Origin of the sequence: Streptomyces sp. NBC_00075 (assembly GCF_045041225.1) — a bacterium.
Lineage (GTDB): Bacteria > Actinomycetota > Actinomycetes > Streptomycetales > Streptomycetaceae > Streptomyces > Streptomyces adonidis.
In genome coordinates this window covers 8474337-8499156 of record NZ_CP108243.1, presented here as the reverse complement: position 1 = coordinate 8499156, position 24820 = coordinate 8474337, and the positions used below count along the sequence as shown (strand labels likewise).

The window sequence follows — 24820 nt, the reverse complement described above, 5'->3', positions numbered from 1 at the left end:
GAAGGACGAGAGTACGGGGTGCCCGACTCCGCCAGAAATCCAACCCCGGTCACAGGGGGCCGGCTCACTCCCCCGCGGGCGCGTGCTCCGCGGCCGTACGGACGTCGATCTCGCGCCAGAAACCGGCCCTGATCGCATACCGGTCGTGCTCGTCGATCTGGTCGTCCTTGTGGGCGAGCAGGCCGAAGCGGGCGGCGTAGCGCAGCAGCTCGCCGTCGATGCGGTGCGGGATGCGGGGGTACATCGTGGACAGTTTCTGTAGGTTGGCGGGTTCGGGGAGGCGTTCCATCCACCGGCGCGCGAACACCTGTCCGACCTCGTACGGATCACCGCCGACCGTGGTGATGTCCTCCTCGCGGTCCGCCCAGCGCTGCTCGGCGGAGGTGAGCTGGGCGAGCGTCGGCATGGCGGCGACCTCGGGAGGCTCGGCGGCCACGCCCGGCCGGTCGACCCAGCCCTTGTCGGAGGACCAGCGCAGGGTCGCGTTCGCGGGCTGCTGGGCGGGCTGGGCTCCGGGGGCCCGCAGCGCGGCCAGGTCCTTGGGGGTCGGTACGCCCTTGGGGGCGGGCACGCGCTCCTGCGAGCCGTTCTGCGCGGCGGGCGCCGTCGCGTGCTCCTGCTGCTCGTCGGCGGCCCGCTCGGCGGTCTGCCCGAGCGCGGACTCGGGCAGCGGCGCGGAGAGGATCGCCGCGATCTCGGGCCGGGGCGCGGGCGGCGGCGCGCAGACCCCGCCGAGGTCCTTGGCCCGTACGGCCTTGGTGATCCACGTACGGTCGAGGACGCGCCGCTCGTCGGCCTCGGCGACCAGATCCTCCGACTGGTTGTAGTCACCGTCGGCAGCCTGCACGGCCCACAGGTGTACGGCGACGCCGTGCTCCTTGGCGGCCATCATGCCCGGCAGCAGATCGCCGTCGCCGGTGACGAGGACGATGTCGGAGCAGGCGCGGTTGCGGGCCAGCTCGGTCAGCTCGGCGTGCATGGCGGCGTCGACGCCCTTCTGGGCCCACCGTCCGTCGCTGCGGGTCAGGGCGCCGAGGCGGACGGTGACCCGGGGCATCACGCGCAGCCTGCGGTGCTCTGGCTGGGGCACCCGGTCGGGGGCGCCGTCGAACCAGTAGATGCGCAGCAGCGGCCGTTCGGTGTCCGACTCGGCGCGTTCGCGAAGGCCCTGGATGAGGGCGGTGTGGTCGACGGTGATGCGGGACCGCGAGGGCTCTCCGGCGAGAAGACTCGCCGCGGCGCCGAGCAGATACCCGGCATCCACCAGGACGATGCAGCGGTCCACGCGATCCACCCTCTTTCCGGGAGGTTTGCTTCGGGCTTGCTTCGAGTCTGCCCGACCGCGCGGAGGTTAACGGCCCGAACTCGATCTTCGGCGTGGCGTTTCCCTCGTCGGCCGAGGGTCCCACCGCACGACAAGACCTTATTACGCAGGGTAATTCTCCGACATGCACGCTTTGTCGGGCCATGTGAATCTGAAGTCGGTCCTGGTCCCTAGATCCCCCTCAGGAGGCAGATCACCATGGCCAAGAACAAGAAGCAGAGTCGCCAGCAGCACCAGGCGTCCCAGGCCGAGCGCGGTGCCGAAGAGGCGAAGTCCTCCTCGATGGAGTCGCAGGCCGAGCAGCGCGCCACCCAGGTGACTCCCGGTGATATGGCACGCAAGGGCCGGCAGAAGCGATTCGGCCACAACTGAGCCGTTGTTGAAGCTCAAGCACCGCGAGGGGCGCACCCGTTCAGGGTGCGCCCCTTGTTCACATCAGTTGATCACCCGGCCAGGCAGGACGGCCCGAGCAGCACCTTCAGGTCACCGAAGAGCGCCGGGTCGGGCTTCACCCGGTGCCGGTCGAGCCGCAGGACCGTCGTCTTGCTCGGTCCCTGGAGCCTGATGCGGACCTCGCTCTCGCCCTTGTGGTGGCTGAGGATCTCGCCGAGCCTGCTGATCATCGGCGGGGTGACCTTCAGGGCGGGGATGGTGAGGATCACGGGCGCGTTGGTGCCCGCGTTCGACAGGTCGGGGACCTGGAGTTCCATCGCGACCAGCCGGGGCACGTCCTCGCGCTTGTCGAGGCGTCCCTTGACGAACACGACGGCGTCCTCGACGAGTTGGGTCGACACCAGCTGGTAGGTCGCCGGGAAGAACATGCACTCGATGGAACCGGCGAGGTCCTCGACGGTGGCGATGGCCCACGCGTTGCCCTGCTTGGTCATCTTGCGCTGGAGGCCGGAGATGATGCCGCCGATGGTGACGACCGCGCCGTCGGCGTGCTCACCTCCGGTGAGCTGGGAGATACCGGCGTCGGCCTTGTCGGAGAGGACGTGCTCCAGACCGAAGAGGGGGTGGTCGGAGACGTACAGGCCGAGCATCTCCCGCTCCTGGGCGAGCAGATAGGCCTTGTCCCACTCGTCGGTGGTGAACTCGATGTCGAGACCGAAGCCGGGCTCGCTGGTGTCCTCGTCGCCCATGCCGCCGAAGAGGTCGAACTGCCCCTCGGCCTCTTTCCTCTTCACCGCGACCACGTTGTCGATCATCGGCTCGAAGTGCGCGGTGAGGCCCTTACGGGTGTGCCCCATGCTGTCGAAGGCGCCGGCCTTGATCAGCGATTCCGTGGTCCGCTTGTTGCAGACGACCGCCTCGACCTTGTCGAGGTAGTCGGGGAAGGAGCCGTACTTCCCCTTGGCGTTGCGGGACTTGATGATCGACTCGACGACGTTCGTACCGACGTTGCGCACCGCGGAGAGGCCGAAGAGGATCACGTCGTCGCCCTGGGCGGCGAAGTTGGACATCGACTCGTTGACGTTCGGCGGGAGCACCTTGATGCCCATGCGCCGGCACTCGTTGAGATAGATCGCGGACTTGTCCTTGTCGTCCTTGACCGAGGTGAGCAGTCCGGCCATGTACTCGGCCGGGTAGTTGGCCTTGAGGTAGGCGGTCCAGTACGAGACTAGTCCGTACGCGGCCGAGTGGGCCTTGTTGAAGGCATATCCGGCGAAGGGGACCAGGACGTCCCACAGGGCCTTGATCGCCTCTTCGCTGTAGCCGTTCTTCTGTGCACCGGCCTGGAAGATGGTGAAGTTCTTGGCCAGTTCGTCGGGCTTCTTCTTGCCCATCACTCGGCGCAGGATGTCGGCCTCGCCGAGGGAGTACCCGGCGATGATCTGGGCGGCCTTCTGCACCTGCTCCTGGTACACGATCAGGCCGTAGGTGACCGCGAGGACCTCTTCGAGGGGCTCCTCCAGCTCCTTGTGGATCGGGGTGATCTCCTGGAGCTTGTTCTTGCGCAGAGCGTAGTTGGTGTGCGAGTCCATGCCCATCGGGCCGGGACGGTAGAGCGCCGAGACGGCGGAGATGTCCTCGAAGTTGTCGGGCTTCATCAGCCGCAGCAGGGAGCGCATGGGCCCGCCGTCGAACTGGAAGACGCCGAGGGTGTCGCCGCGCTGGAGGAGTTCGAAGGTCGCCGGGTCGTCGAGCGGCAGGGCCAGCAGATCGAGGTCGATCCCCTTGTTGGCCTTCACCATCTTGACGGCATCGTCCATGATCGTGAGGTTGCGCAGGCCCAGGAAGTCCATCTTGAGCAGGCCGAGCGACTCGCACTGCGGGTAGTCCCACTGTGTGATGGTCACGCCGTCGGTGTGGCGCACCCAGATCGGGGCGTGGTCGACGATGGGCTCGCTGGACATGATGACGCCGGCCGCGTGCACACCCATCTGCCGGACCAGGCCCTCGACGCCCTTGGCGGTGTCGATGACCTTCTTCACGTCGGGTTCGTTCTCGTACATCGACCGGATCTCGCCGGCCTCGCTGTAGCGCGGGTGCGAGGGGTCGGTGATGCCGTTGAGGTCGATGCCCTTGCCGAGGACGTCCGCGGGCATGGCCTTGGTGAGGCGGTCGCCCATCGCGTACGGATAACCCAGCACGCGCGCGGAGTCCTTGATGGCGTTCTTCGCCTTGATCTTGCCGTAGGTGCCGATCATGGCGACCTTGTCGGCGCCGTACTTCTCCGTCACGTACCTGATGACCTCGACGCGCCGACGCTCGTCGAAGTCGATGTCGACGTCGGGCATGGAGACGCGCTCGGGGTTGAGGAACCGCTCGAAGATCAGACCGTGCGGGATCGGGTCGAGGTCGGTGATGCCCATGGCGTACGCGACGATCGAACCGGCGGCGGAACCACGGCCGGGGCCGACCGCGATGCCCTGCTTCTTGGCCCACATGATGAAGTCGGCGACGACGAGGAAGTACCCGGGGAACCCCATCTGGATGATGACGTCCATCTCGTACTCGGCCTGCTTCTGGCGGTCCTCGGGGACGTTGCCGTTGAAGCGGCGGTTCATGCCGAGCCGGACTTCTTCCTGGAACCAGGTGACCTCGGTGAAGCCGTCCGGGATGTCGAACTTCGGCATGAGGTTCTTGGCCTCGAACATGCCAGCGGTGTCGATCTGTTCGGCGACCAGGAGGGTGTTGGCGCAGCCTTCCTGCCAGGCGTCCGACTGGTCGATGGCGTACATCTCGTCCGTGGACTTCAGGTAGTAGCCGGTGCCGTCGAACTTGAAGCGGTCCGGGTCGGAGATGTTCTTGCCGGTCTGGATGCACAGCAGGGCGTCGTGCGCGACCGACTCGTGCGCGTACGTGTAGTGCGAGTCGTTGGTGACCAGCGGCGGGATGCCGAGCTTCTTGCCGACCCGGAGCAGGTCCTCGCGGACCCGGTGCTCGATGTCGATGCCGTGGTCCATCAGTTCCAGGAAGTAGCGGTCCTTGCCGAAGATGTCCTGGTATTCGGAGGCCGCCTTCACCGCCTCGTCGAACTGGCCGAGGCGCAGCCGGGTCTGGAGTTCGCCGGAGGGACAGCCCGTGGAGGCGATGAGGCCCTCGGACCACTGGGAGATGGTCTCCTTGTCCATGCGCGGCCACTTCTGAAGCCAGCCCTCCGCGTACGCGTCCGAGGACAGCCGGAAGAGGTTGTGCAGGCCCGTGGAGTTGGCCGCCCAGATCGTCTTGTGGGTGTAACCGCCGGAACCGGACACGTCGTCGCGCTTCTGGTGCGGCTGGCCCCACTGGATCTTCCGCTTGTTGCGCCGGGACTCGGGCGCCACATACGCCTCGATGCCGATGATCGGCGTGACCCCCGCCTTCTTGGCGGTGTGGAAGAAGTCGTAGGCCCCATGGAGGTTGCCGTGGTCGGACATGGCGATATGGGTCATGCCCATCTCGTTGCACGCGTTGAACATGTCCTTGAGCCGCGCGGCACCGTCCAGCAGCGAGTACTGGGTGTGGACGTGCAGGTGCGTGAACGGCGGCTTTGACACGGCTTCGGCCTCCAGGAAAAGGGCAGGTTTCGACGGACAGCGGCAAGTCTCAAGCGTCGTCGAAGTCTATGTCTCGGCACTGACACTCAGGGGGCCACCCCGCGTACCTTCACACCGAGGACCGCGGGCACTTTCGCGCGGCCCCACCCGTTGGATACGACAGAAACGCTGTCGTACACATGCACCAGGAGGCACCCAGCGATGTCGGTTCCGCAGCTCAGCGCCGAGCACCGCGGCGAGGAGATCCTCACCGTCTTCGACACCGCGTTCGGCCAGCTCCTGGCCGCCGACCCGGCCGCGTTCCGCGTGAAGTTCCGCAAGATGGCGGCCTCGGCGTTCGCGTTCTACCGGGGCACGGCGTGCCTCTTCTACCACGACCTGGACGAGGAGAAGCGGGGCGGACCGTACCTGGACGACCGCACCGCGCGCGTGTGGATCCACGGCGACCTGCACGCGGAGAACTTCGGCACGTACATGGACGCCCAGGGCCGGCTGATCTTCAACGTCAACGACTTCGACGAGGCGTACGTCGGCCCCTTCACCTGGGACCTCAAGCGCCTCGCCGCCTCCCTGGCCCTCATCGGGTACGCGAAGGCGCTCTCCGACGAGCAGATCAGCGAAGTCGTGCGGACGTACGCGGGCGCGTACCGCGAGCGGATCCACGCCCTGGCGACCGGCGCGAAGAGCGACGAGGTGCCGCCCTTCACCCTGGACACCGCCGAGGGCCCGCTGCTGGACGCGCTGCGCGACGCCCGCTCGCTGACCCGGTTCGGGCTCCTCGACTCGATGACGGAGATCCGTGACTTCGAGCGCCGCTTCGCACCGGGCGGCGGCTCCATCGAGCTGGACGCGGCCACGCGCTACAAGGTGCTGGCCGCCTTCGACGGCTACCTGGAGACCCTCCCGGAGTCGTCCCTGACCCGCCCGGACTCGTACCGGGTGAAGGACGTCGTCGGCCGGCGCGGCATCGGTATCGGCTCGGCCGGGCTGCCCTCGTACAACATCCTTCTGGAGGGCGCCACGGACGCCCTGGAGAACGATGTGGTGATCTACATCAAGCAGGCCCAGACCCCGGCGGTCTCCCGGCACATCACCGACCCGGCGATCAGCGGCTACTTCCAGCACGAGGGCCACCGCACGGTGATCTCGCAGCGCGCCCTCCAGGACCACGCGGACCCGTGGCTGGGCTGGACCGAGCTGGACGGCCGCGGCCAGCTGGTCGCCGAGGTGTCGCCGTACGCCGTGGACCTGGACTGGGGCGACATCGACGACCCGGAGGAGATCGCGGCCGTGGTGGCCGACCTGGGCCGGGCGACGGCCACGATGCACGCGGCGGCGGACGACCAGTCCGGTGAGTCCCTGGTGCCGTTCTCCACGGAGCGGGCCATCGACGCGGCGATCGCGGCCGACGAGGCGGGCTTCGCGGACATCCTGGTGGACTTCGCCCACGAGTACGGCGCACGCGCGCGTGCCGACCACCAGATCTTCGTGGACCTGTTCCGCAACGGCCGGATCCCGGGCCTGTAGACAGGCCTGGGGACACCTCCCGGAGGCCCCTTCCGGACCCCCTGTGGACCGTGCACGCGCTCACAGGGACCTTTTAGGGGCCTCTTACGGGAGTCCGTGACACACTTCCCCCGCTATGGACATATCCGGGACCCAGCTCAGAGCCGTACGCGCGGCGCTGTTCACGGCACTCGTCGTGACGCTCAGCAGCGCGTCGCACGTGCTGCTGTCCCGGGTCCCGCTGCCGATGGGGACGGTGGCCGTGATCGCCGCCGCCGTCTTCGTCGTCGCGTACGCGCTGGCCAGCCGAGAGCGCGGCTTCGGCCGGATCGCGGCCCTGCTGATCCCGCTGGAGCTGGCCGCCGACACGGTCTTCACCACCGGTCAGACCGTCTGTTACGGCCGGGCGGGCGGCCCGGTCGCCGGCCCGCTGCGCTCGGTCGGCTTCGACGTGCTGTGCGCCGGCGACAACGTCGGCACCCCGCTGGCCCGGGTGGCCGACACCGACCGGGTCGGGGCGCTGCTCGCCCACGCGGGCCCGTCGACGGCCTGGCTGCTGCTGGCCGCGCACATCGGCGTGGGACTGCTGGCCGCCGCCTGGCTGCGCCGGGGCGAACGGGCCCTGGGCCGACTGCTGGACGCGCTCACCGCCGCCGGCTTCCGCCCGCTGCTGCTGGCCGCCGCCGCGGTGACCGTCCGGTCGACCCTGGCGGTACGCCGCCTGCCGCGACCGGCGCAGCGCGTCGCGACTCCCCGCGCGCGCCTGTTCGCGCACTCCCTGGGACGACGAGGACCGCCGAGTCCGCTCGCTTTCGCCTGAGCGACAGCTCCGAGCACCGAGCACCGGCAAGTCCCCTCATTCGTATCCGCGTACGACGCCCATGACGCGTACGCGTTCCTCAGGGAGATCATCAGCATGAGCAAGCGGAACAGCCAAGACGCCAAGAACGCGGCCCGTGAGCGGCTGCGTCAGGAGCGCGAGCGCCAGGCCAAGCGGGACAAGGTCAGGCGGCAGCTCATCGTGGCCGGCGCCGTCGTCGGCGTCCTCGCGATAGCCGGCGGCATCGGCTACGCGGTCGTCCAGAACAACAAGCCGGGTTACTGGGACGAGGCGAAGGACGCGAAGGTCGTCGCGCCGGCCAACACCACGGGCACGAACGGCACGACGGTGGTCCTCGGCAAGAGCACCGCCAAGAAGACCCTGAAGCTGTACGAGGACCCGCGCTGCCCGATCTGCGCCCAGTTCGAGCAGACGGTCGGCTCGACCCTCAAGGCGGACTTCGACGCGGGCAAGTTCAAGATCCAGTACATCGGCGGCACGTTCCTCGACGGTGACACCGACAGCAACGGAAAGATCGAGATCGGCTCCCGCGGCGAGGGCTCCAAGAACGCGATGAGCGCCATGGGCGCCGCGCTGAACGTGAGCCCGGAGGCGTTCCTGGAGTACAAGACCGCGCTCTACTCGGCGAAGTACCACCCCGACGAGAGCGACGACAAGTTCAAGAGCGACGACTACCTGATCAAGGTGGCGAACACGGTCAGCGCGCTCAAGAACAACACGAAGTTCCAGACCGCCGTCAAGAACGGCACGTACGACGCCTGGGCGCTGGCGATGTCCGAGACGTTCAACACCAACAAGGACGGCGTCAACGGCACCCCGAGCCTGGTGATGGACGGCAAGAAGCTCACCGCCCCGAACAGCGACAACGCGCCCATGACGGTCGCCGACTTCAACACGGCGATCGAGGCGGCGCTGAAGGCCTGAGCAGCGGGTTCCGGTCCGGCCGGAGCGTCTGCCGTACGCTCCGCCGCCCGGCCCCGGTGGACGATCAGCCGAAGAGCGGGCGAACTTTAGTGATTTCGCCCGCTCTACTGCCTTACTGATCAGTAATCTCAGCGCCCGTGACGAGTCGAAGCAGTTCCTCCGAGTCCACGGGCGCCCGGGTCAACTCCCTCGCCCCGCGCCGCCGTACGGTCGTCAAGGCCGCGGCGGCCACCGCCGTACTGGCCGGCCCGCTGGCCGCCGCGCTACCCGCCCGCGCCGCCGAGGCGCCGGCCTTCCTGCACGGCGTCGCCTCCGGCGATCCGCTGCCGGACGGTGTCCTGCTGTGGACGCGGGTGACGCCCACCGCCGAGGCGATACCCGGCTCCGGGCTCGGCCCGGACACCGAGGTGAGCTGGACCGTCGCCCGTGACAAGGCGTTCACGGACATCGTCTCCAAGGGCTCGACCACCGCGACGGCCGCCTCCGACCACACGGTCAAGGCGGACATCCGGGGCCTCGCGCCCGCCACGGACTACTGGTTCCGCTTCTCGGCGGGCGGCACGGACTCCCCCGCCGCCCGCACCCGCACCGCGCCCGCCGCGGACGCCGCCGTGTCCAACCTCCGCTTCGGCGTGGTCTCCTGCGCCAACTGGGAGGCCGGCTACTTCTCCTCGTACCGCCATCTCGCGGCCCGCGGCGACCTGGACGCCTGGCTGCATCTCGGGGACTACATCTACGAGTACGGCACCGGCGAGTACGGCACCCGCGACACCGTCGTACGCCCGCACGCCCCCACGCACGAGATCCTCTCCCTGGCCGACTACCGCGTACGGCACGGGCGTTACAAGACGGACAGCGACCTGCAAGCCCTGCACGCGGCAGCGCCGGTCGTCGCCATCTGGGACGACCACGAGTTCGCCAACGACGCCTGGGCGGGCGGCGCCGAGAACCACACCGAGGGCACGGAGGGCGCCTGGGCGACCCGCCAGTCCGTCGCGAAACAGGCGTACTTCGAGTGGATGCCGGTCCGTCCGGCGATCGCGGGCACCACCTACCGCCGCCTCCGCTTCGGCAAGCTGGCCGACCTCTCGCTCCTCGATCTGCGCTCCTTCCGCTCCCAGCAGGTGGCCGTGGGCAACGGCTCGGTCGACGACCCGGAGCGTACGATCACCGGCCGGGCCCAACTGGACTGGCTGAAGGCGGGACTGAAGGCCTCGGACACCACCTGGCGGCTGATCGGGAACTCGGTGATGATCTCGCCGTTCGCCATCGGCTCCCTCACCGCCGACCTTCTGAAGCCGCTCGCCGAACTGCTCGGCCTGCCCAAGGAGGGCCTCGCCCTCAACACCGACCAGTGGGACGGCTACACGGACGACCGCCGTGAACTCCTCGCCCACCTGCGCTCCAACGGGATCCGCAACACCGTCTTCCTGACCGGCGACATCCACATGGCCTGGGCCAACGACGTGCCCGTGGACGCCGGCACCTATCCTCTGTCCCCGTCGGCCGCCACGGAGTTCGTCGTCACGTCGGTCACCTCCGACAACCTCGACGACCTTCTCAAGGTCCCCGAGGGCACGGTCACCGCGCTCGCCGCGCCGATCATCCGCGCGGCCAACCGGCACGTCCACTGGGTCGACACCGACCGCCACGGCTACGGCGTCCTGGACATCACCGCCGCCCGGGCGCAGATGGACTACTACGTGCTCTCCGACCGCACGAAGACGAACGCGACGTCGACCTGGTGGCGTTCGTACCGCACGCCCAGCGGCACGCAGAAGATGCAACGGACGTACGACCCGGTGTAGCCCTGTAGCGGAATAGCCCTGGAGGCTCCCTACAGGCTGTCGAGGAAGCCGAGCGCCACCCGCCAGGTGGCCTCGGCGGCCTCCTCGTCGTAGTCCGGCAGGTCGGGGTCGGTGTAGAGGTGACCGGCCCCGGCGTACCGGTAGATCTCCACGTCGGCGCCCGCCTTGCCCATCTGGAGATACCAGGAGCCAAGCCAGTCGTCGGTCTCGAAGGCGTCCGGCTCGGCCACGTGCAGCTGGACCGGCAACTCGTCCACCGAGGCGGTCTCGGCGATGTCCGACGTGCCGTGCAGCAGCAACAGCCCGCGGGCCTTCTCGTCGCCGAGCGCGAGCGTCTGCGCTGTCGCGGCGCCGAAGGAGAACCCGGCGTACACCAGGCCCCGCCCCGAGTAGGGCGCGGCGGCCAGGATCGCCCGCTTGAGCAGCTCGTCCTTGCCTATGGCGTCCTTGCAGGCCCTGCCCTCCTCGACGGTCTCGAAGGTCTGCCCGTCGAAGAGGTCGGGCGTCCACACCTCGTGTCCGGCCGCCCGCAGCCGGTCGGCGGCGGCGCGCACCGCGGGACGGAGCCCATAGGTCGAGTGAAAGAGCATGACGTTCATGAGGACATCGTGCCAGCCACCACTGACAACGGCCCCGGCAGCCGAACCTCGCAGTGTGCGTGAGGACACCCGAAGTCACATGTTCACGACCCCCCTTCTCCGGTTACGTTCTCCGGATGGAGAACGTACTGCGCCCGCTGATCGTCGTCGGTGGCTCGGTCGTGCTCACGCTGCTCATCGGCTGGGTCACGGACCGCTTGCTGCGGAAGGCGGACGAACGGCGGACCGAGACACCCCTGTGGGGACTGCTGCGCCAGGCCCGCGTGCCCTACCAGCTCGTCCTGTGCGCGGCACTGCTCAGAGGGTCGTACAACCAGGCCGACCTGCTCCAGGAGCACCATGAAGCCGTCGGCCAGGCCCTGACCCTGGTGCTGATCGGCGCGACGGCCTGGCTGATCGTGCGCATCGCGATGGCGATCGTGGACACCTCGTACTCGCGGTACGCCCGCGCCCACCGCGACCCGGCCCGGGTCCGCCGGGTCCGTACCCAGGTGTCGCTGATCCAGCGGGTGGTCGCGGCGATCGTGGGCGTCGTGGCGGTGGCGGCGATGCTGCTGACGTTCCCGGCGATGCGCGCGGCCGGCGCCTCACTGCTGGCGTCGGCCGGCATCCTGGGCATCGTCGCCGGTGTGGCGGCCCAGTCGACGCTGGCCAACATGTTCGCGGGGTTCCAGATCGCCTTCGGCGACATGGTCCGCCTGGGCGACACGGTCGTGGTGGACGGCGAGTGGGGCACGGTCGACGAGATCACGCTGACGTTCCTGAGCGTGCGCACCTGGGACGAGCGCCGCATCACGATGCCGGTGTCCTACTTCACGTCGAAGCCCTTCGAGAACTGGTCGCGGGGCGGCGCCCAGATGACCGGGATCGTCTACTGGCAGCTCGACCACACCGCGCCCATGGAGGCGATGCGCGAGAAGCTCCGCGACCTGCTGCGCGAGTGCCCGGCCTGGGACGGCCGCGCCTGCGACCTGTGCGTCACGGACGCCACCCCGAGCACCATGGAGGTACGCGCGCTGGTGACCGCGAAGGACGCGGACGACGTCTGGAAGGTCCGGGTCCACGTCCGCGAGGGCATGATCCGCTGGCTGACCGAACACCACCCGTACGCCCTCCCCCGGGTCAACACGGCGGACGCGTCCCTGCCCCCGGGCACGGAGGCCGCACGCCGGTCCCAGGACGGAGTACCTCGAAGGGCGCACGAGACACCACGGACCGCCGGCCGGGGCTGAACCACAGGCGGGTACCCGGGGGCGAGAAGACTCAGAGAGCGCGGCGCATCGCGACGTGCGCGATACCGGCCTCGAAGAACTCGTCCCCGTACGCCGCGTACCCGAGCCGCTCGTAGAACCCCAACGCCGAGGTCTGCGCATGCAGATCCACAGCGCCGAGCCCCAGCTCCCGAGCCGCTCCCTCGATCCCCCGGACCAGCGCGACCCCGACGCCCAGTCCGCGCGCGTCCTTCCGCACCGCGAGCCGCCCGAGCGACCCCACGGACAGATCGCCCCCGGTCCGCCCGGCGGCGGCCTCCCCGTACAGCAACCGCCCCGTGCCGAGCGCCACCCCGTCCTCCCGGACGGCCAGCACATGCAGCGCGCCGGCGTCGAACTCGTCGTACTCCAGGTCCTCCGGCACGCCCTGCTCCGCGACGAAGACCTCCTTGCGCACCGCGAAGCAGGCCTCGCGGTCGGCGGGATGCTCGGCGACACGCACGACGTACGCGGTCGGCAGGCTCATGCGTACGTCTCCTCGCGCACCTTCTCCAGGGCATTGGCGAGGTCGTCCGGGTACACGCTCGCGAACTCCGCCCACGTCCCGTCCCCGGGGTGCTCGAAGCCCAGCCGGACGGCGTGCAGCCACTGGCGGGTCAGGCCGAGCCGCTTGGCGAGCGTCGGGTCCGCCCCGTACGTCAGGTCGCCTACGCAGGGATGCCGGTGGGCGGCCATGTGGACACGGATCTGGTGGGTGCGGCCGGTCTCCAGCTTCACATCGAGCAGGGAGGCCGCGCGGAACGCCTCGATGAGGTCGTAGTGCGTGACGGACGGCTTGCCCTCGGCCGTGACCGCCCACTTGTAGTCGTGGTTCGGGTGCCGGCCGATGGGCGCGTCGATCGTGCCGCTCATCGGGTCGGGGTGGCCCTGGACGAGCGTGTGGTAGCGCTTGTCTACCGTGCGCTCCTTGAACTGGCGCTTGAGCGACGTGTACGCGCGCTCCGACTTGGCCACCACCATCAGGCCCGAGGTGCCGACGTCGAGCCGGTGCACGATGCCCTGGCGCTCGGCGGCACCGGAGGTGGAGATGCGGTAGCCGGCGGCGGCGAGACCGCCGATGACGGTCGTCCCGGTCCAGCCGGGCGACGGGTGCGCGGCCACGCCGACGGGCTTGACGATCACGACGATGTCGTCGTCGTCGTGCACGATCTCCATGCCCTCGACCGGCTCGGCCACGATCTGCACGGGCGCGGGCGCCTGCGGCATCTCGACCTCGAGCCAGGCTCCGCCGTGCACCCGCTCGGACTTCCCGACCACCGATCCGTCGACCATGACCTTCCCCGCGGCGGCGAGTTCGGCCGCCTTGGTACGGGAGAAGCCGAACATGCGGGAGATGGCGGCGTCGACGCGCTCGCCCTCCAGGCCGTCGGGCACGGGCAGGTTGCGGATCTCGGGAACGGTGCTCACCCGTCGAGTATGCCGGACCGGCCCGGCACCCCCTGACCGAGCCTGTGGATAAACCCCGGCCCAGCACTACAGTCCTACGACTCTTCAGTCCTTGTGGACGGTGCCGTCCGGGTCGAGCCCCTTGAAGGACAGCAGGACGATCAGGATGCCGCCGCAGACGATCGCCGAGTCGGCCAGGTTGAAGACCGCGAAGTGCTTGGGCGCGATGAAGTCGACGACCGCACCCTCGAAGACGCCCGGCGAGCGGAAGATCCGGTCGGTCAGATTGCCCAGCGCACCGCCGAGCAGCAGCCCGAGCGCGATCGCCCAGGGCAGGCTGTAGAGCTTGCGGGCCAGCCGGGCGATCACGACGATCACGGACGCCGCGATGACCGTGAAGATCACGGTGAAGGCCTCACCCATGCCGAAGGCGGCGCCCGCGTTGCGGATCGCCTCGAACTTCAGCCAGTCCCCGATGATCTCGATCGGCGCGTGGTGCTCCAGCTTGGCGACCACGATCATCTTGCTGACGAGGTCCAGCGCGTACGCCAGCGCGGCGACCGTGAACAGCACGAGGATCCGGCGCTTGCCCCGGGGCCGCTCGTCCGGGCTCGGCGTCCCGGCGCCGTCGGAACCGGGCTGCTCCGGCTCGGCCCCCGCCGCGTCTGGGATGTCCGGCGTACCGATGATGCGCTCCGCCTCTGCCACGTGAGTCCCTCAACCTAGGTTCCTGACTGAGGACGAGGGTACGACACGCCTCCTGGGCCACAGGAGAGCACCGGGCGTTCCACGGCCGGTCAGTGGCGCGGTCAGTAGCGCCGCTCCTGCTTCTGCTTGCACTCGACGCACAGTGTCGCGCGCGGGAAGGCCTGCATACGCGCCTTGCCGATCGGGTTGCCGCAGTTCTCGCACAGGCCGTAGGTGCCCGCGTCCAGCCGCTCCAGGGCCCGCTCGTCCTGGACGAGCATCTCGCGCGCGTTGGCCGCAAGGGCCATCTCCCCCTCCCGCGTGATGTTCTTCGTACCGGTGTCCGCCTGGTCGTCGCCCGCGCCGTCCCCCGAGTCCCGCATGAGACCCACGAGCGACTGCTCGGACCTGGTGATCTCGGCGCGCAGCCGCAGCACCTCGGACTGCAACTCGGTGCGCGCCTCCGCCACCTCCTCCGGGGTCCACGGGTCCTCACCGGGGCGTACGGCGAGTTCGCCGGGCTCCGCCGCCGCGGCGAGCCGTGCCTTGGGTACCGCGCTGGGCTTCTTCGCCGCCGTGGCCGTGCCAGGAGTCTTCTTCGCAACCACCGTCGTGGCTCCCGTCGTCTTCGCGGCCTCGGCCGCGCCCGCCTTGTTGGCCGTGCTCTTCGTGGAGGTGCGTGTGCCTGCGGCGCTTCCGGAGGCGGCGGTCTTCTTCCCGACGGCCTTCTTGGCGACGCCCTTCTTGGCCGGCGCCTTCTTCGCCACCGCCTTGGTGGCAACCGTCTTCGTACCCACCGTCTCTGTGGCAGCCGCCTCCTTGGCGACCGTCTCCCCGACCGCCGCCCTCTTGGCAGCTGTCTCCTTGACCGGCATCCCCTTGGCAGCCGTCTCGTCGGCGGCCGCCTGCGCGACCGCCGCTTCCGGAGCCGCCCGCGCGCCCGCCGTCTTCTTCGCGGCGCTCTTCCTCACCGCGATCTTCTTCGGAGCGTCCCCCTTGGGGACGGCTTCTTTCACCCTGGCCCGCTTCGCCCCCGCGGCACCCACGGCCGAGCCCTCCGCCGGCCCTCCCCCGACCCTCTTCTTGACGTCCGCCCCCTTGCCGTTGCCGGAGGCTTCCGCCGCGGATCCGGTGGATCTGCTGGACGCCGACTGCTGTACGGCGGTCTTTTTCGCCACCATGGCCGCGGCCCCTTCACATATTGTGATCTTGCTCGCGAATCGTGCTGGGACGATAAATCGACTCGAGTCCCGCGGCAACGGGGCACGCCGCCCGATTCGCCCGCCCCGCCGGTCCCGCGGGGCAAGCCTGCAAGCGTTGTGCCCAGCTCCCCGCCGGGTAATCCGCCGAGCCGGGCGTCCCGGAATGCGGACACCCGACCCTCGCCATTCGGGTGGCTCGGAAAACCGGTCGGCCGCTGTCCGTGGGTCGCCGTACACTGGGCGGAGCGAGAAGCGTGGATGGGGACGAGTAGCGGCGTACGCAGCCCAGAGCGACCCGGGGACGGTGGAAGCCCGGGGGCGAGCGCGACGCGAAGATCACCCCGGAGCCGCCGGAAGAAAGCCGCAGTGAGGCGAGCAGGACAGCCGAGGCCAGTAGACCCGGTATCGCGACCCCAATGAGGGGGCTCATCGGTGCGCACGACGCACCGGGGAGCCAAGGAGGGTGGTACCGCGGGAGTACGCCGTACACGGCGTCCGGAGAATTCCGGCTCTCGTCCCTCCGACGGAAGGCAGAAAGTTCCGCCGGAGGAAGCTCGCTGATGACAACGCCGACGTACCGCCAGGTGCCCGCCCAGGTCGACCTGCCCGCGCTCGAGCAGGCCGTGCTCGACTTCTGGCGCGAGCAGAAGATCTTCGCCAAGAGCCTTGAGCAGTCCGAGGGCCGCCCCGAATGGGTGTTCTACGAGGGCCCGCCCACCGCGAACGGCATGCCGGGCGCCCACCACATCGAGGCCCGCGTCTTCAAGGACGTGTTCCCGCGCTTCCGCACCATGCGCGGCTACCACGTGGCCCGCAAGGCCGGCTGGGACTGCCACGGCCTCCCGGTCGAGCTGGCGGTCGAGAAGGAGCTGGGCTTCTCCGGCAAGCAGGACATCGAGGCGTACGGCATCGCCGAGTTCAACGCCAAGTGCCGCGAGTCGGTGACCCGGCACACGGACGCCTTCGAGGCGCTCACGACCCGCATGGGGTACTGGACCGACCTCCAGGACCCCTACCGCACGATGGACCCCGAGTACATCGAGTCGGTCTGGTGGTCCCTGAAGGAGATCTTCAACAAGGGCCTGCTCACCCAGGACCACCGCGTCGCCCCCTGGTGCCCGCGCTGCGGCACGGGCCTGTCGGACCACGAGCTGGCACAGGGCTACGAGACGGTCGTCGACCCCTCCGTGTACGTCCGTTTCCCGCTCACCTCCGGTCCGCTGGCCGGCGAGGCCGCCCTCGTCGTCTGGACGACGACGCCCTGGACGCTGGTCTCCAACACGGCGGTCGCCGCGCACCCCGACGTCACCTACGTGGTGGCGACGAACGGCAGCGAGAAACTGGTCGTCGCCGAGCCGCTGCTCACCAAGGCGCTCGGCGAGGAGTGGCAGCCCACCGGCCGGACCTTCACCGGCGCCGAGATGGAGCGCTGGTCCTATCAACGACCGTTCGAGCTGGTCGAGTTCCCGGCGGACGTGCCCACCCACTACGTGGTGAACGCGGAGTACGTGACGACCGAGGACGGCACGGGTCTGGTCCACCAGTCCCCCGCCTTCGGTGAGGAAGACCTCAAGGTCTGCCGCGCGTACGGCCTGCCGGTCGTGAACCCCGTCCGCCCGGACGGCACCTTCGAGGCGGACGTCCCCCTCGTGGGCGGTGTCTTCTTCAAGAAGGCGGACGAAAAGCTCACCGAGGACCTCCACGCGCGCGGGCTGCTCTTCAAGCACATCCCGTACGAGCACAGCTACCCGCACTGCTGGCGCTGCCACACCGCGCTCCTCTACTACGCGCAGCCCTCCTGGTACATCCGCACCACAGCCGTCAAGGACCGTCTCCTCCAGGAGAACGAGAAGACCAACTGGTACCCGGACACGGTCAAGCACGGCCGGTACGGCGACTGGCTGAACAACAACATCGACTGGGCGCTGTCCCGCAACCGCTACTGGGGCACCCCGCTCCCGATCTGGCGCTGCGAGGACGACCACCTCACGGTCGTCGGCTCCCGCGCGGAGCTGACCGGGCTCACGGGCACCGACCAGTCGGACCTGGACCCGCACCGCCCGTTCATCGACGAGGTCACCTTCGCCTGCCCCCAGGACGGCTGCGGCAGCACCGCCACCCGCGTCCCGGAGGTCATCGACGCCTGGTACGACTCGGGTTCGATGCCGTTCGCGCAGTGGGGATACCCGTACCGGAACAAGGAGCTCTTCGAGTCCCGCTACCCGGCGCAGTTCATCAGCGAGGCCATCGACCAGACCCGCGGCTGGTTCTACACGCTGATGGCGGTCGGCACCCTGGTCTTCGACCAGTCGTCCTACGAGAACGTGGTGTGCCTCGGCCACATCCTCGCCGAGGACGGCCGCAAGATGTCCAAGCACCTGGGCAACACCCTGGAGCCGATCCCGCTGATGGACCGGCACGGCGCCGACGCCGTCCGCTGGTTCATGGCGGCTGGCGGCTCCCCCTGGGCGGCCCGCCGCGTCGGCCACGGCACCATCCAGGAGGTCGTCCGCAAGACGCTCCTCACGTACTGGAACACGGTCGCCTTCCAGGCCCTGTACGCGCGTACGTCCAACTGGGCCCCGTCCGCGGCCGATCCGGCCCCGGCCGACCGCCCGGTCCTGGACCGCTGGCTCCTGTCGGAACTCCACGCGCTCACCGACCAGGTGACGCAGTCCCTGGAGTCGTACGACACCCAGCGCGCCGGCAAGCTCCTGTCGGCGTTCGTCGACGACCTGTCCAACTGGTACGTACGCCGGTCCCGGCGCCGCTTCTGGCAGGGCGACAAGGCCGCGCTGCGCACCCTGCACGAGGTCGTCGAGACGGTCACGAAGCTGATGGCCCCGCTGACCCCGTTCATCACCGAGCGGGTCTGGCAGGACCTGGTGGTGCCGGTGACCCCGGGCACCCCCGAATCCGTACACCTGACCTCCTGGCCCGAGGCGGACCTGTCCGCGATCGACCCGGAGCTGTCGAAGCAGATGGTGCTCGTACGGCGGCTGGTGGAGCTGGGCCGGGCCACGCGCGCGGAGTCGGGCGTGAAGACGCGCCAGCCGCTGTCCCGCGCGCTGGTCGCGGCGACCGGCTTCGACACCCTGGACCGCGAACTGCACGCGCAGATCACGGAGGAGCTGAACGTCAGCTCCCTGGCGTCTCTCTCCGAGGTGGGCGGCAGCCTGGTCGACACGACCGCGAAGGCCAACTTCCGCGCCCTGGGCAAGCGGTTCGGCAAGCGCGTCCAGGACGTGGCGAAGGCGGTCGCGAACGCGGACGCGGCGGCGCTGTCCCTGGCCCTGCGCGAGGGCACGGCGTCGGTGGAGGTGGACGGCGAGACGGTCACCCTCGCCCCGGACGAGGTCATCATCACGGAGACCCCGCGCGAGGGCTGGTCGGTGGCGTCCGACTCGGGCGCGACGGTCGCCCTCGACCTGGAGATCACGGAGGAGCTGCGCCGGGCGGGCCTCGCCCGTGACGCGATCCGCCTGATCCAGGAGGCCCGCAAGAACAGCGGCCTCGACGTCGCCGACCGCATCGCCCTCCGCTGGACGTCCACGGACCCGGCGGTGACGGCGGCCCTGACCGAGCACTCACCCCTGATCGCTGACGAGGTCCTGGCAACAGACTTCGTCGAGGGCGAGGCGGACACCACGTACGGCGAGCCGTTCACCGACGAGGGCCTGTCCCTGACGTTCCGCCTGCGCAAGGCGTAACAGCACGTACGAGGGCCCGGTTACAGCGCCCCGCAAGGGGCCTGTAAGGGGCGCGGGGCTGTGTCGACGTGCGGCTCCGCCGCGTGGGCGCGACCAGCCCCCACCGGCCCACAGCCAAAGAACCGCCCATCCCGCGGAGCGCAACGCAAAAGGGCGGGGCCCCGGATGAAAATCCGGGGCCCCGCCCTGAACGCCGCCGACGCCTAAGGCGTACTAAAGGCCGTCAGTTGTCGTCCTCGTCGATCAGGAACCCACGCATCGGCGAGGGAGCCTGACCCATCGGGGACGGACCCTGCGGCCGGACCGGAGCCATGGGCTGGGTCATGGCCGGAGACATCTGCTGCTGGCCGCCGTAGGACGGAGCAGCCGGGCCGGGACCACTCATGCCACCGCCCATGCCCTGGTTGCCGCCGTACGACTGCGCGCCGGCGCCGGCCGGAGCCATCGAGGGCGCCGGGGACGGCGGCAGGGATGCCGTGGCCGGAGTGCGCGGCGGAGCCAGCGAGTCGTCGGCCTGGGTCTCCAGCTGACGCAGCTGCGACTCCAGGTAGGACTTCAGACGGGTGCGGTACTCGCGCTCGAAGCCGCGCAGATCCTCGACCTTGCGCTCCAGCGTGGCGCGGGCGGACTCCAGGGAGCCCATCGCGACGCGGTGCTTCTCCTGCGCGTCCCGCTCAAGCGCGTCGGCCTTGGCGCGGGCGTCGCGCTCCAGGCCCTCGGCGCGGCTGCGGGCCTCGCCGACGATCTTGTTGGCCTCGGAACGGGCCTCGGCGATCGCCTGGTCGGCGGTCTGCTGGGCCAGCGAGAGAACGCGTGCGGCGCTGTCGCCACCGGGACCCTGACCGGGGCCGCCCATCTGCGGGGGGCCACCCATGGGACCGCCCATCTGCTGCATCTGACCCTGCATCTGCTGACCGGGCATCTGCTGCATCTGGCCGGGCATGCCCTGGCCCATCGGACCCTGGCCCATGGGGCCCTGACCCATCTGACCCTGCATCGGGTTCTGACCCATGGGGCCCTGACCCATCGGGCCGGGACCCTGCGGGCCGCCCTGGCCACCGGGGCCGGGGGGCAACTGCGGCGCACCGCTGGGCAGCTGGGGCGGGCCGCCCATGGGGCCACCCATCTGCTGCTGCGGCGGGCCCGATATGCCGGCGGGCACCGGGCCGCCCGGTCCTCGCATGCCCTGCTGGGGCATTCCCTGCTGCATGCCTTGCTGGGGCATGCCCTGTTGCTGCATGCCCTGCTGCTGATCCTGTTCCGGAGGCTTGCGCATGCCCTGCTGCTGGTTCTGCGCGGCGGCACGCGTGGCAGCGGCCAGCTTGGCGCGCAGATCCTCGTTCTCGCGGAGCAGGCGGGTCAGTTCGGCTTCGACCTCGTCGAGGAAGGCATCGACCTCGTCCTCGTCATAGCCTTCTCGGAGGCGGACGGTCGTGAACTGCTTGTTCCGCACATCCTCGGGGGTCAACGGCATCTCTTCACCTCAACGTAGTCATCGGCAGTCGGCAAGACCGTATCGTCCACAGTCACCCCGCGAGTTTGGTCACGACGGTGATCAGGATGTAGACGATGATCATCAGTACGAAGAAGGACAGGTCAAGTGCCACGCCCCCGAGACGCAGCGGCGGAATGAACCGCCGCAGAAGCTTGAGCGGTGGATCAGTGACAGTGTAGGTGGCCTCGAGAACGACCACCATCGCCTTGCCAGGCTGCCACGAACGGGCGAACTGGAAGACGTAATCCATGACCAACCGGAAGATCAGCACGATGAGGAAACACATCAGCGCGACGTAGAGCACTTGTAGAACCACGCTCATGATCCGTGCTTCCCTCTCCCCTGTTCGGTACTGCTGTCTGGCCCTGCGTTTCAGCTCTGGTTGAAGAACCCGCCCTCTGCGATGCGGGCCTTGTCCTCCGCCGTGACATCGACGTTAGCAGGCGACAACAGGAACACCTTCTGCGTCACCCGCTCGATGCTGCCGTGAAGACCAAACACCAAACCGGCCGCAAAGTCGACAAGTCGCTTCGCATCTGTGTCATCCATCTCAGTGAGATTCATGATCACTGGCGTGCCCTCACGGAAGTGTTCCCCGATGGTACGGGCCTCGTTGTAGGTCCGGGGGTGGAGTGTGGTGATCCGGTAAGGCTCTCGTTCCGACACGACCTTGGGCATGATCACCGGTGCGTTCTTCTCCAGGCTTTGACGTTCTTGTGTGATGGATGCCACGGGCGCGATCCGCGCCGGACGCCCGGATTCCGCACCGAGCGAAGCGGAATGCGGCACCGGATCACGCGGCGCGGACGGCTGCACCACTCGTACCGATTCGTCCCTTTGGGACTGATGAGGCTGGTGGGACTGGTGCGAACCGTGCGACTGGTGCGAGGGCTCACGCCGCCGCAGGTCGCGCTCGGGCTCCGGGTCCAGTTCGGGTTCGAAGTCGTCATCGGGGTCGAATCCCCGGCCGTCGTACCCATCGTCCTCCACGAGGCCGAGGTAGACCGCCATCTTGCGCATCGCGCCGGCCATGCTCCGAGTCCTCCGCTCTGTGGTGGATCGACTGACGAATGCCAAGTGCCCGCGATCCACGAGGTCGTTATGACCGCCCATCGGCGGTAATGACCATATTTTCTGCTGTGGTCCGACTTCCTGGCGACGTTACCCGAGCCTGGGACGGACTCCGAGTACCGCACTGCCGACGCGCACATGTGTCGCTCCGGCCGCCACGGCCTGTTCGAGGTCCGCACTCATCCCTGCGGACACCATGTTCGCAGCCGGATGCGTGCGGCGCATAGCAGTCGACAAATCCATCAGCCGCTCGAACGCCACAAGTTCACGTCCCGCGTACGGTCCGGTCAGTGGTGCGACGGTCATCAGACCGTCGAGCCGGAGCCCCTCGGCCCCCGCCACGAGGTCGGCCAACTCCCCGATCCCGTCCGGTCCGACGCCTCCGCGCTCCCCCCGCCCGCTCTCCTCCGCGTCGAGCGCGACCTGGATCAGACAGCCCACCTCGCGCCCGGTCCGTACGGCCTCCTTCGAGAGCCCGGAGACCAGCCGGTCACGGTCGACGGACTGCACGACCGAGGCGTAACCGACCACGGAACGCACCTTGTTGGTCTGTAGCTGGCCCACGAAGTGCCAGGTGAGGGGCAGATCCGCGCACGCCTCGGCCTTGGGCGCCGCGTCCTGGTCCCGGTTCTCGGCCACGTGCCGTACACCCAGCTCGCACAGAATCCGCACATCGCTCGCGGGGTAGGTCTTGGTGACGACGATCAGCGTCACCTCCTCGCGCTTGCGGCCCGCCGCCGAGCAGGCCGTCGCGATGCGCTCCTCCACCGCCGCCAGATTCACGGCGAGTTCGTCCCTGCGTTCCGTCATGTCCTATCAGTCCAGCCAGACATAGCCGGCGAGCCGCCCGGTCGTGCGGTCCCGTCGGTACGAGAAGTGGTCGGCGGATTCCCGTGTGCACACCGGCGACTGCTCCCGGTCGCGCACCCCGAGCCGCTCCAACTGCGCGTGCACCCCCGCGGCCACGTCGACCGCCGGGGTGCCCCAGCTGGTCTCCGCGTACGCGGCCGGTTCGACGGCGGCGACCTCGGCGCGCATCTCCTCCGGCACTTCGTAGCACCGTCCGCAGACGGCGGGGCCGGTGCGGGCGACGATCCGGGCGGGGTCGGCGCCGAGCGATTCCATGGCGTCCACGGCGGCGGGGACGATTCCGGCGACCATACCGGGCCGGCCCGCGTGGGCCGCGGCGACCACCCCGGCCACCGGGTCGGCCAGCAGGACCGGTACACAGTCGGCGGTGAGGACGGCCAGCGCGAGACCGCGGGCGGCGGTCACCAGGCCGTCCACGGGCGGGGTGAGACCGGTGGTCCACGGTCCGTCGACCTCGGCGACGTCGTTGCCGTGCACCTGGTTCATCCAGACCACCCGGTCCGGGTCGAGACCCAGGGACTTGGCGGCCAGTTCACGGTTCGTGCGGACGGCGGCCGGGTCGTCGCCGACCGCCCCGCCGAGGTTGAGCCCCTCGTACGGAACGGCGCTCACCCCGCCCCACCGGTCGGTGAAGGCGAAGTGCGCGCCGCTCGCGTCGCTCGTTCCGGAGCGCTGTCCTATCACTTCAGGAAGTCCGGCACGTCCAGCTCCTCGGCAGCGCTGTCCGAGTAGGACCGGGACGGCGGGACCGGCGGGGAGACCGGGAGTTCGTTGACCGGCTCCGGGGCGGGTGCCGGGGCCTCCTTCGGCGTGACGCTGCCGAGCGAGCCGAAGGACGGACGGCTGTCGGCGGACCGTACCGGCGTCGGTTCGTCGCGCTTGGCGCCGGCCGAGCCGAGGATGTTGTCGCGCTTGGCCGGGGGCTGGCCCCCGTCGAAGCCGGCCGCGATGACCGTGACCCGGACCTCGTCCCCGAGCGCGTCGTCGATGACGGCGCCGAAGATGATGTTGGCCTCCGGGTGTGCGGCCTCGCTGACCAGCTGGGCGGCCTCGTTGATCTCGAACAGGCCGAGGTCGGAGCCGCCGGAGATGGAGAGCAGGACGCCCCGGGCGCCATCGATGGAGGCTTCGAGGAGCGGCGAGGAGATCGCCATCTCGGCAGCCGCCACCGCGCGGTCGTCGCCACGGGCCGAACCGATGCCCATGAGGGCCGAACCCGCCTCGGACATCACGGACTTGACGTCCGCGAAGTCGAGGTTGATCAGACCGGGGGTGGTGATGAGGTCGGTGATGCCCTGGACACCGGAGAGCAGGACCTGGTCCGCCGACTTGAAGGCGTCGAGGACCGAGACCTGGCGGTCCGAGATGGACAGCAGGCGGTCGTTGGGGATGACGATGAGGGTGTCGACCTCTTCGCGGAGTTCGGCGATGCCGTCCTCCGCCTGGTTGGCCCTGCGCCGGCCCTCGAAGGTGAACGGGCGGGTGACCACGCCGATCGTGAGGGCGCCCAGGGAGCGGGCGATGTTGGCCACGACGGGCGCGCCGCCGGTGCCGGTGCCGCCGCCTTCGCCGGCTGTCACGAAGACCATGTCGGCCCCCTTGAGGACCTCCTCGATCTCCTCGCGGTGGTCCTCGGCTGCCTTGCGGCCGACGGCCGGGTTGGCTCCGGCGCCGAGTCCGCGGGTGAGTTCGCGGCCGACGTCGAGCTTGACGTCGGCGTCGCTCATCAACAGCGCCTGCGCGTCGGTGTTGATGGCGATGAACTCGACGCCCTTCAGACCGACCTCGATCATCCGGTTGATGGCATTGACACCACCGCCGCCGACACCGATGACTTTGATGACTGCGAGGTAGTTCTGCGGTGCTGCCACGTCGAAGGCCTCTCGCCTCGAGTTACGTGTCGCCGCCTCGCGGTGCCGCGAACCGACAACTCATGCCGAAGTGGGACGGTCCGAACGCCGACCCGAACCCTAACGTTGAAGTTTAGGGTTACCAGTGTGTCTGTTCCTTGGACTCTTCCGAACAGGACACTAAGTCGACAAGTGGCGCACGTTCAACGAACACGCCGAACCTCCCGTTTTTCTTTTCACCCTATGTGATCAGGCATAGCCATGCCCAACCAGGGTGCTGGCCTGCGCGGATG

20 protein-coding genes are annotated in these 24820 nt (G+C 69.3%); 7 read left to right on the top strand and 13 right to left on the bottom strand.

The annotated features are described in order from the left end of the window. Positions 1 to 64 precede the first annotated feature (64 nt). The gene (locus tag OG787_RS37225) at positions 65 to 1285 is read right to left on the bottom strand and encodes an NYN domain-containing protein (RefSeq protein ID WP_369035086.1); all 1221 of its coding nucleotides are present in this window, start codon (positions 1283 to 1285) and stop codon (positions 65 to 67) included. Between the two features lie 237 nt (positions 1286 to 1522). Between OG787_RS37225 and OG787_RS37220 the strand changes: the two genes are divergently transcribed. Next, positions 1523 to 1696, top strand: a complete 174-nt coding sequence (locus OG787_RS37220; RefSeq protein ID WP_369035085.1) for a hypothetical protein — start codon at positions 1523 to 1525, stop codon at positions 1694 to 1696. A 71-nt stretch (positions 1697 to 1767) separates the two neighbouring features. Here OG787_RS37220 and dnaE read toward each other — a convergent pair whose 3' ends face one another. Continuing rightward, the gene (gene dnaE, locus OG787_RS37215) at positions 1768 to 5307 is read right to left on the bottom strand and encodes a DNA polymerase III subunit alpha (RefSeq protein ID WP_369035084.1); all 3540 of its coding nucleotides are present in this window, start codon (positions 5305 to 5307) and stop codon (positions 1768 to 1770) included. 201 nt (positions 5308 to 5508) lie between these two features. Here dnaE and OG787_RS37210 point away from each other — a divergent pair, with 201 nt between their 5' ends. The 4 genes from OG787_RS37210 to OG787_RS37195 all read left to right on the top strand — a co-directional run bounded on the left by OG787_RS37210 (position 5509) and on the right by OG787_RS37195 (position 10386). Then, positions 5509 to 6834 carry a DUF2252 domain-containing protein gene (locus tag OG787_RS37210; RefSeq protein ID WP_369035083.1) on the top strand — a complete coding sequence of 442 codons (1326 nt, stop codon included), beginning with the start codon at positions 5509 to 5511 and terminating at the stop codon, positions 6832 to 6834. A gap of 115 nt (positions 6835 to 6949) precedes the next feature. Next, complete coding sequence (locus OG787_RS37205) at positions 6950 to 7633, top strand: hypothetical protein (RefSeq protein ID WP_405538177.1); 684 nt, start codon at positions 6950 to 6952, stop codon at positions 7631 to 7633. 96 nt (positions 7634 to 7729) lie between these two features. Then, a complete protein-coding gene (locus OG787_RS37200; RefSeq protein WP_369035422.1) occupies positions 7730 to 8578 on the top strand; it encodes a thioredoxin domain-containing protein in 849 nt (282 codons plus the stop codon). Between the two features lie 137 nt (positions 8579 to 8715). Next, positions 8716 to 10386 carry an alkaline phosphatase D family protein gene (locus tag OG787_RS37195; RefSeq protein ID WP_405538176.1) on the top strand — a complete coding sequence of 557 codons (1671 nt, stop codon included), beginning with the start codon at positions 8716 to 8718 and terminating at the stop codon, positions 10384 to 10386. A gap of 29 nt (positions 10387 to 10415) precedes the next feature. Here the strand turns inward: OG787_RS37195 and OG787_RS37190 are convergent, their stop codons facing one another. Continuing rightward, positions 10416 to 10985, bottom strand: coding sequence for a dienelactone hydrolase family protein (locus OG787_RS37190; RefSeq protein ID WP_369035420.1), 570 nt, complete (start codon positions 10983 to 10985; stop codon positions 10416 to 10418). Between the two features lie 116 nt (positions 10986 to 11101). On the opposite strand from OG787_RS37190, the gene OG787_RS37185 reads away from it, so the two are divergent. Continuing rightward, positions 11102 to 12217, top strand: coding sequence for a mechanosensitive ion channel family protein (locus OG787_RS37185; RefSeq protein WP_405538175.1), 1116 nt, complete (start codon positions 11102 to 11104; stop codon positions 12215 to 12217). A gap of 31 nt (positions 12218 to 12248) precedes the next feature. Here OG787_RS37185 and OG787_RS37180 read toward each other — a convergent pair whose 3' ends face one another. The 4 genes from OG787_RS37180 to OG787_RS37165 all read right to left on the bottom strand — a co-directional run bounded on the left by OG787_RS37180 (position 12249) and on the right by OG787_RS37165 (position 15510). Beyond that, complete coding sequence (locus tag OG787_RS37180) at positions 12249 to 12722, bottom strand: GNAT family N-acetyltransferase (RefSeq protein WP_405538174.1); 474 nt, start codon at positions 12720 to 12722, stop codon at positions 12249 to 12251. Then, positions 12719 to 13663: an RluA family pseudouridine synthase gene (locus OG787_RS37175; protein WP_369035417.1), complete on the bottom strand. Its 945-nt coding sequence runs from the start codon at positions 13661 to 13663 to the stop codon at positions 12719 to 12721. The genes OG787_RS37180 and OG787_RS37175 overlap by 4 nt, the downstream gene beginning before the upstream one ends. Positions 13664 to 13747: 84 nt before the next feature. Then, positions 13748 to 14350 carry a signal peptidase II gene (gene lspA, locus OG787_RS37170; RefSeq protein ID WP_369035416.1) on the bottom strand — a complete coding sequence of 201 codons (603 nt, stop codon included), beginning with the start codon at positions 14348 to 14350 and terminating at the stop codon, positions 13748 to 13750. Between the two features lie 101 nt (positions 14351 to 14451). Further along, complete coding sequence (locus tag OG787_RS37165; protein ID WP_369035415.1) at positions 14452 to 15510, bottom strand: TraR/DksA family transcriptional regulator; 1059 nt, start codon at positions 15508 to 15510, stop codon at positions 14452 to 14454. 581 nt (positions 15511 to 16091) lie between these two features. Here OG787_RS37165 and ileS point away from each other — a divergent pair. Then, complete coding sequence (gene ileS / locus OG787_RS37160; RefSeq protein WP_405538173.1) at positions 16092 to 19241, top strand: isoleucine--tRNA ligase; 3150 nt, start codon at positions 16092 to 16094, stop codon at positions 19239 to 19241. Positions 19242 to 19464: 223 nt separating this feature from the next. On the opposite strand, the gene OG787_RS37155 is transcribed toward ileS, so the two are convergent. From OG787_RS37155 to ftsZ, 6 genes are all read right to left on the bottom strand, one after another. Continuing rightward, complete coding sequence (locus OG787_RS37155) at positions 19465 to 20715, bottom strand: DivIVA domain-containing protein (protein ID WP_405538171.1); 1251 nt, start codon at positions 20713 to 20715, stop codon at positions 19465 to 19467. A gap of 52 nt (positions 20716 to 20767) precedes the next feature. Continuing rightward, positions 20768 to 21058: a YggT family protein gene (locus OG787_RS37150; RefSeq protein ID WP_369035412.1), complete on the bottom strand. Its 291-nt coding sequence runs from the start codon at positions 21056 to 21058 to the stop codon at positions 20768 to 20770. A gap of 50 nt (positions 21059 to 21108) precedes the next feature. Further along, entirely contained in the window at positions 21109 to 21768 is a 660-nt protein-coding gene (locus OG787_RS37145) for a cell division protein SepF (protein WP_369035411.1), read from the bottom strand. A gap of 129 nt (positions 21769 to 21897) precedes the next feature. After that, complete coding sequence (locus tag OG787_RS37140) at positions 21898 to 22617, bottom strand: YggS family pyridoxal phosphate-dependent enzyme (protein WP_369035410.1); 720 nt, start codon at positions 22615 to 22617, stop codon at positions 21898 to 21900. Between the two features lie 6 nt (positions 22618 to 22623). After that, the gene (pgeF, locus tag OG787_RS37135) at positions 22624 to 23361 is read right to left on the bottom strand and encodes a peptidoglycan editing factor PgeF (RefSeq protein WP_369035409.1); all 738 of its coding nucleotides are present in this window, start codon (positions 23359 to 23361) and stop codon (positions 22624 to 22626) included. Further along, complete coding sequence (gene ftsZ, locus OG787_RS37130; protein WP_369035408.1) at positions 23358 to 24548, bottom strand: cell division protein FtsZ; 1191 nt, start codon at positions 24546 to 24548, stop codon at positions 23358 to 23360. The genes pgeF and ftsZ overlap by 4 nt, the downstream gene beginning before the upstream one ends. Positions 24549 to 24820 lie beyond the last annotated feature (272 nt).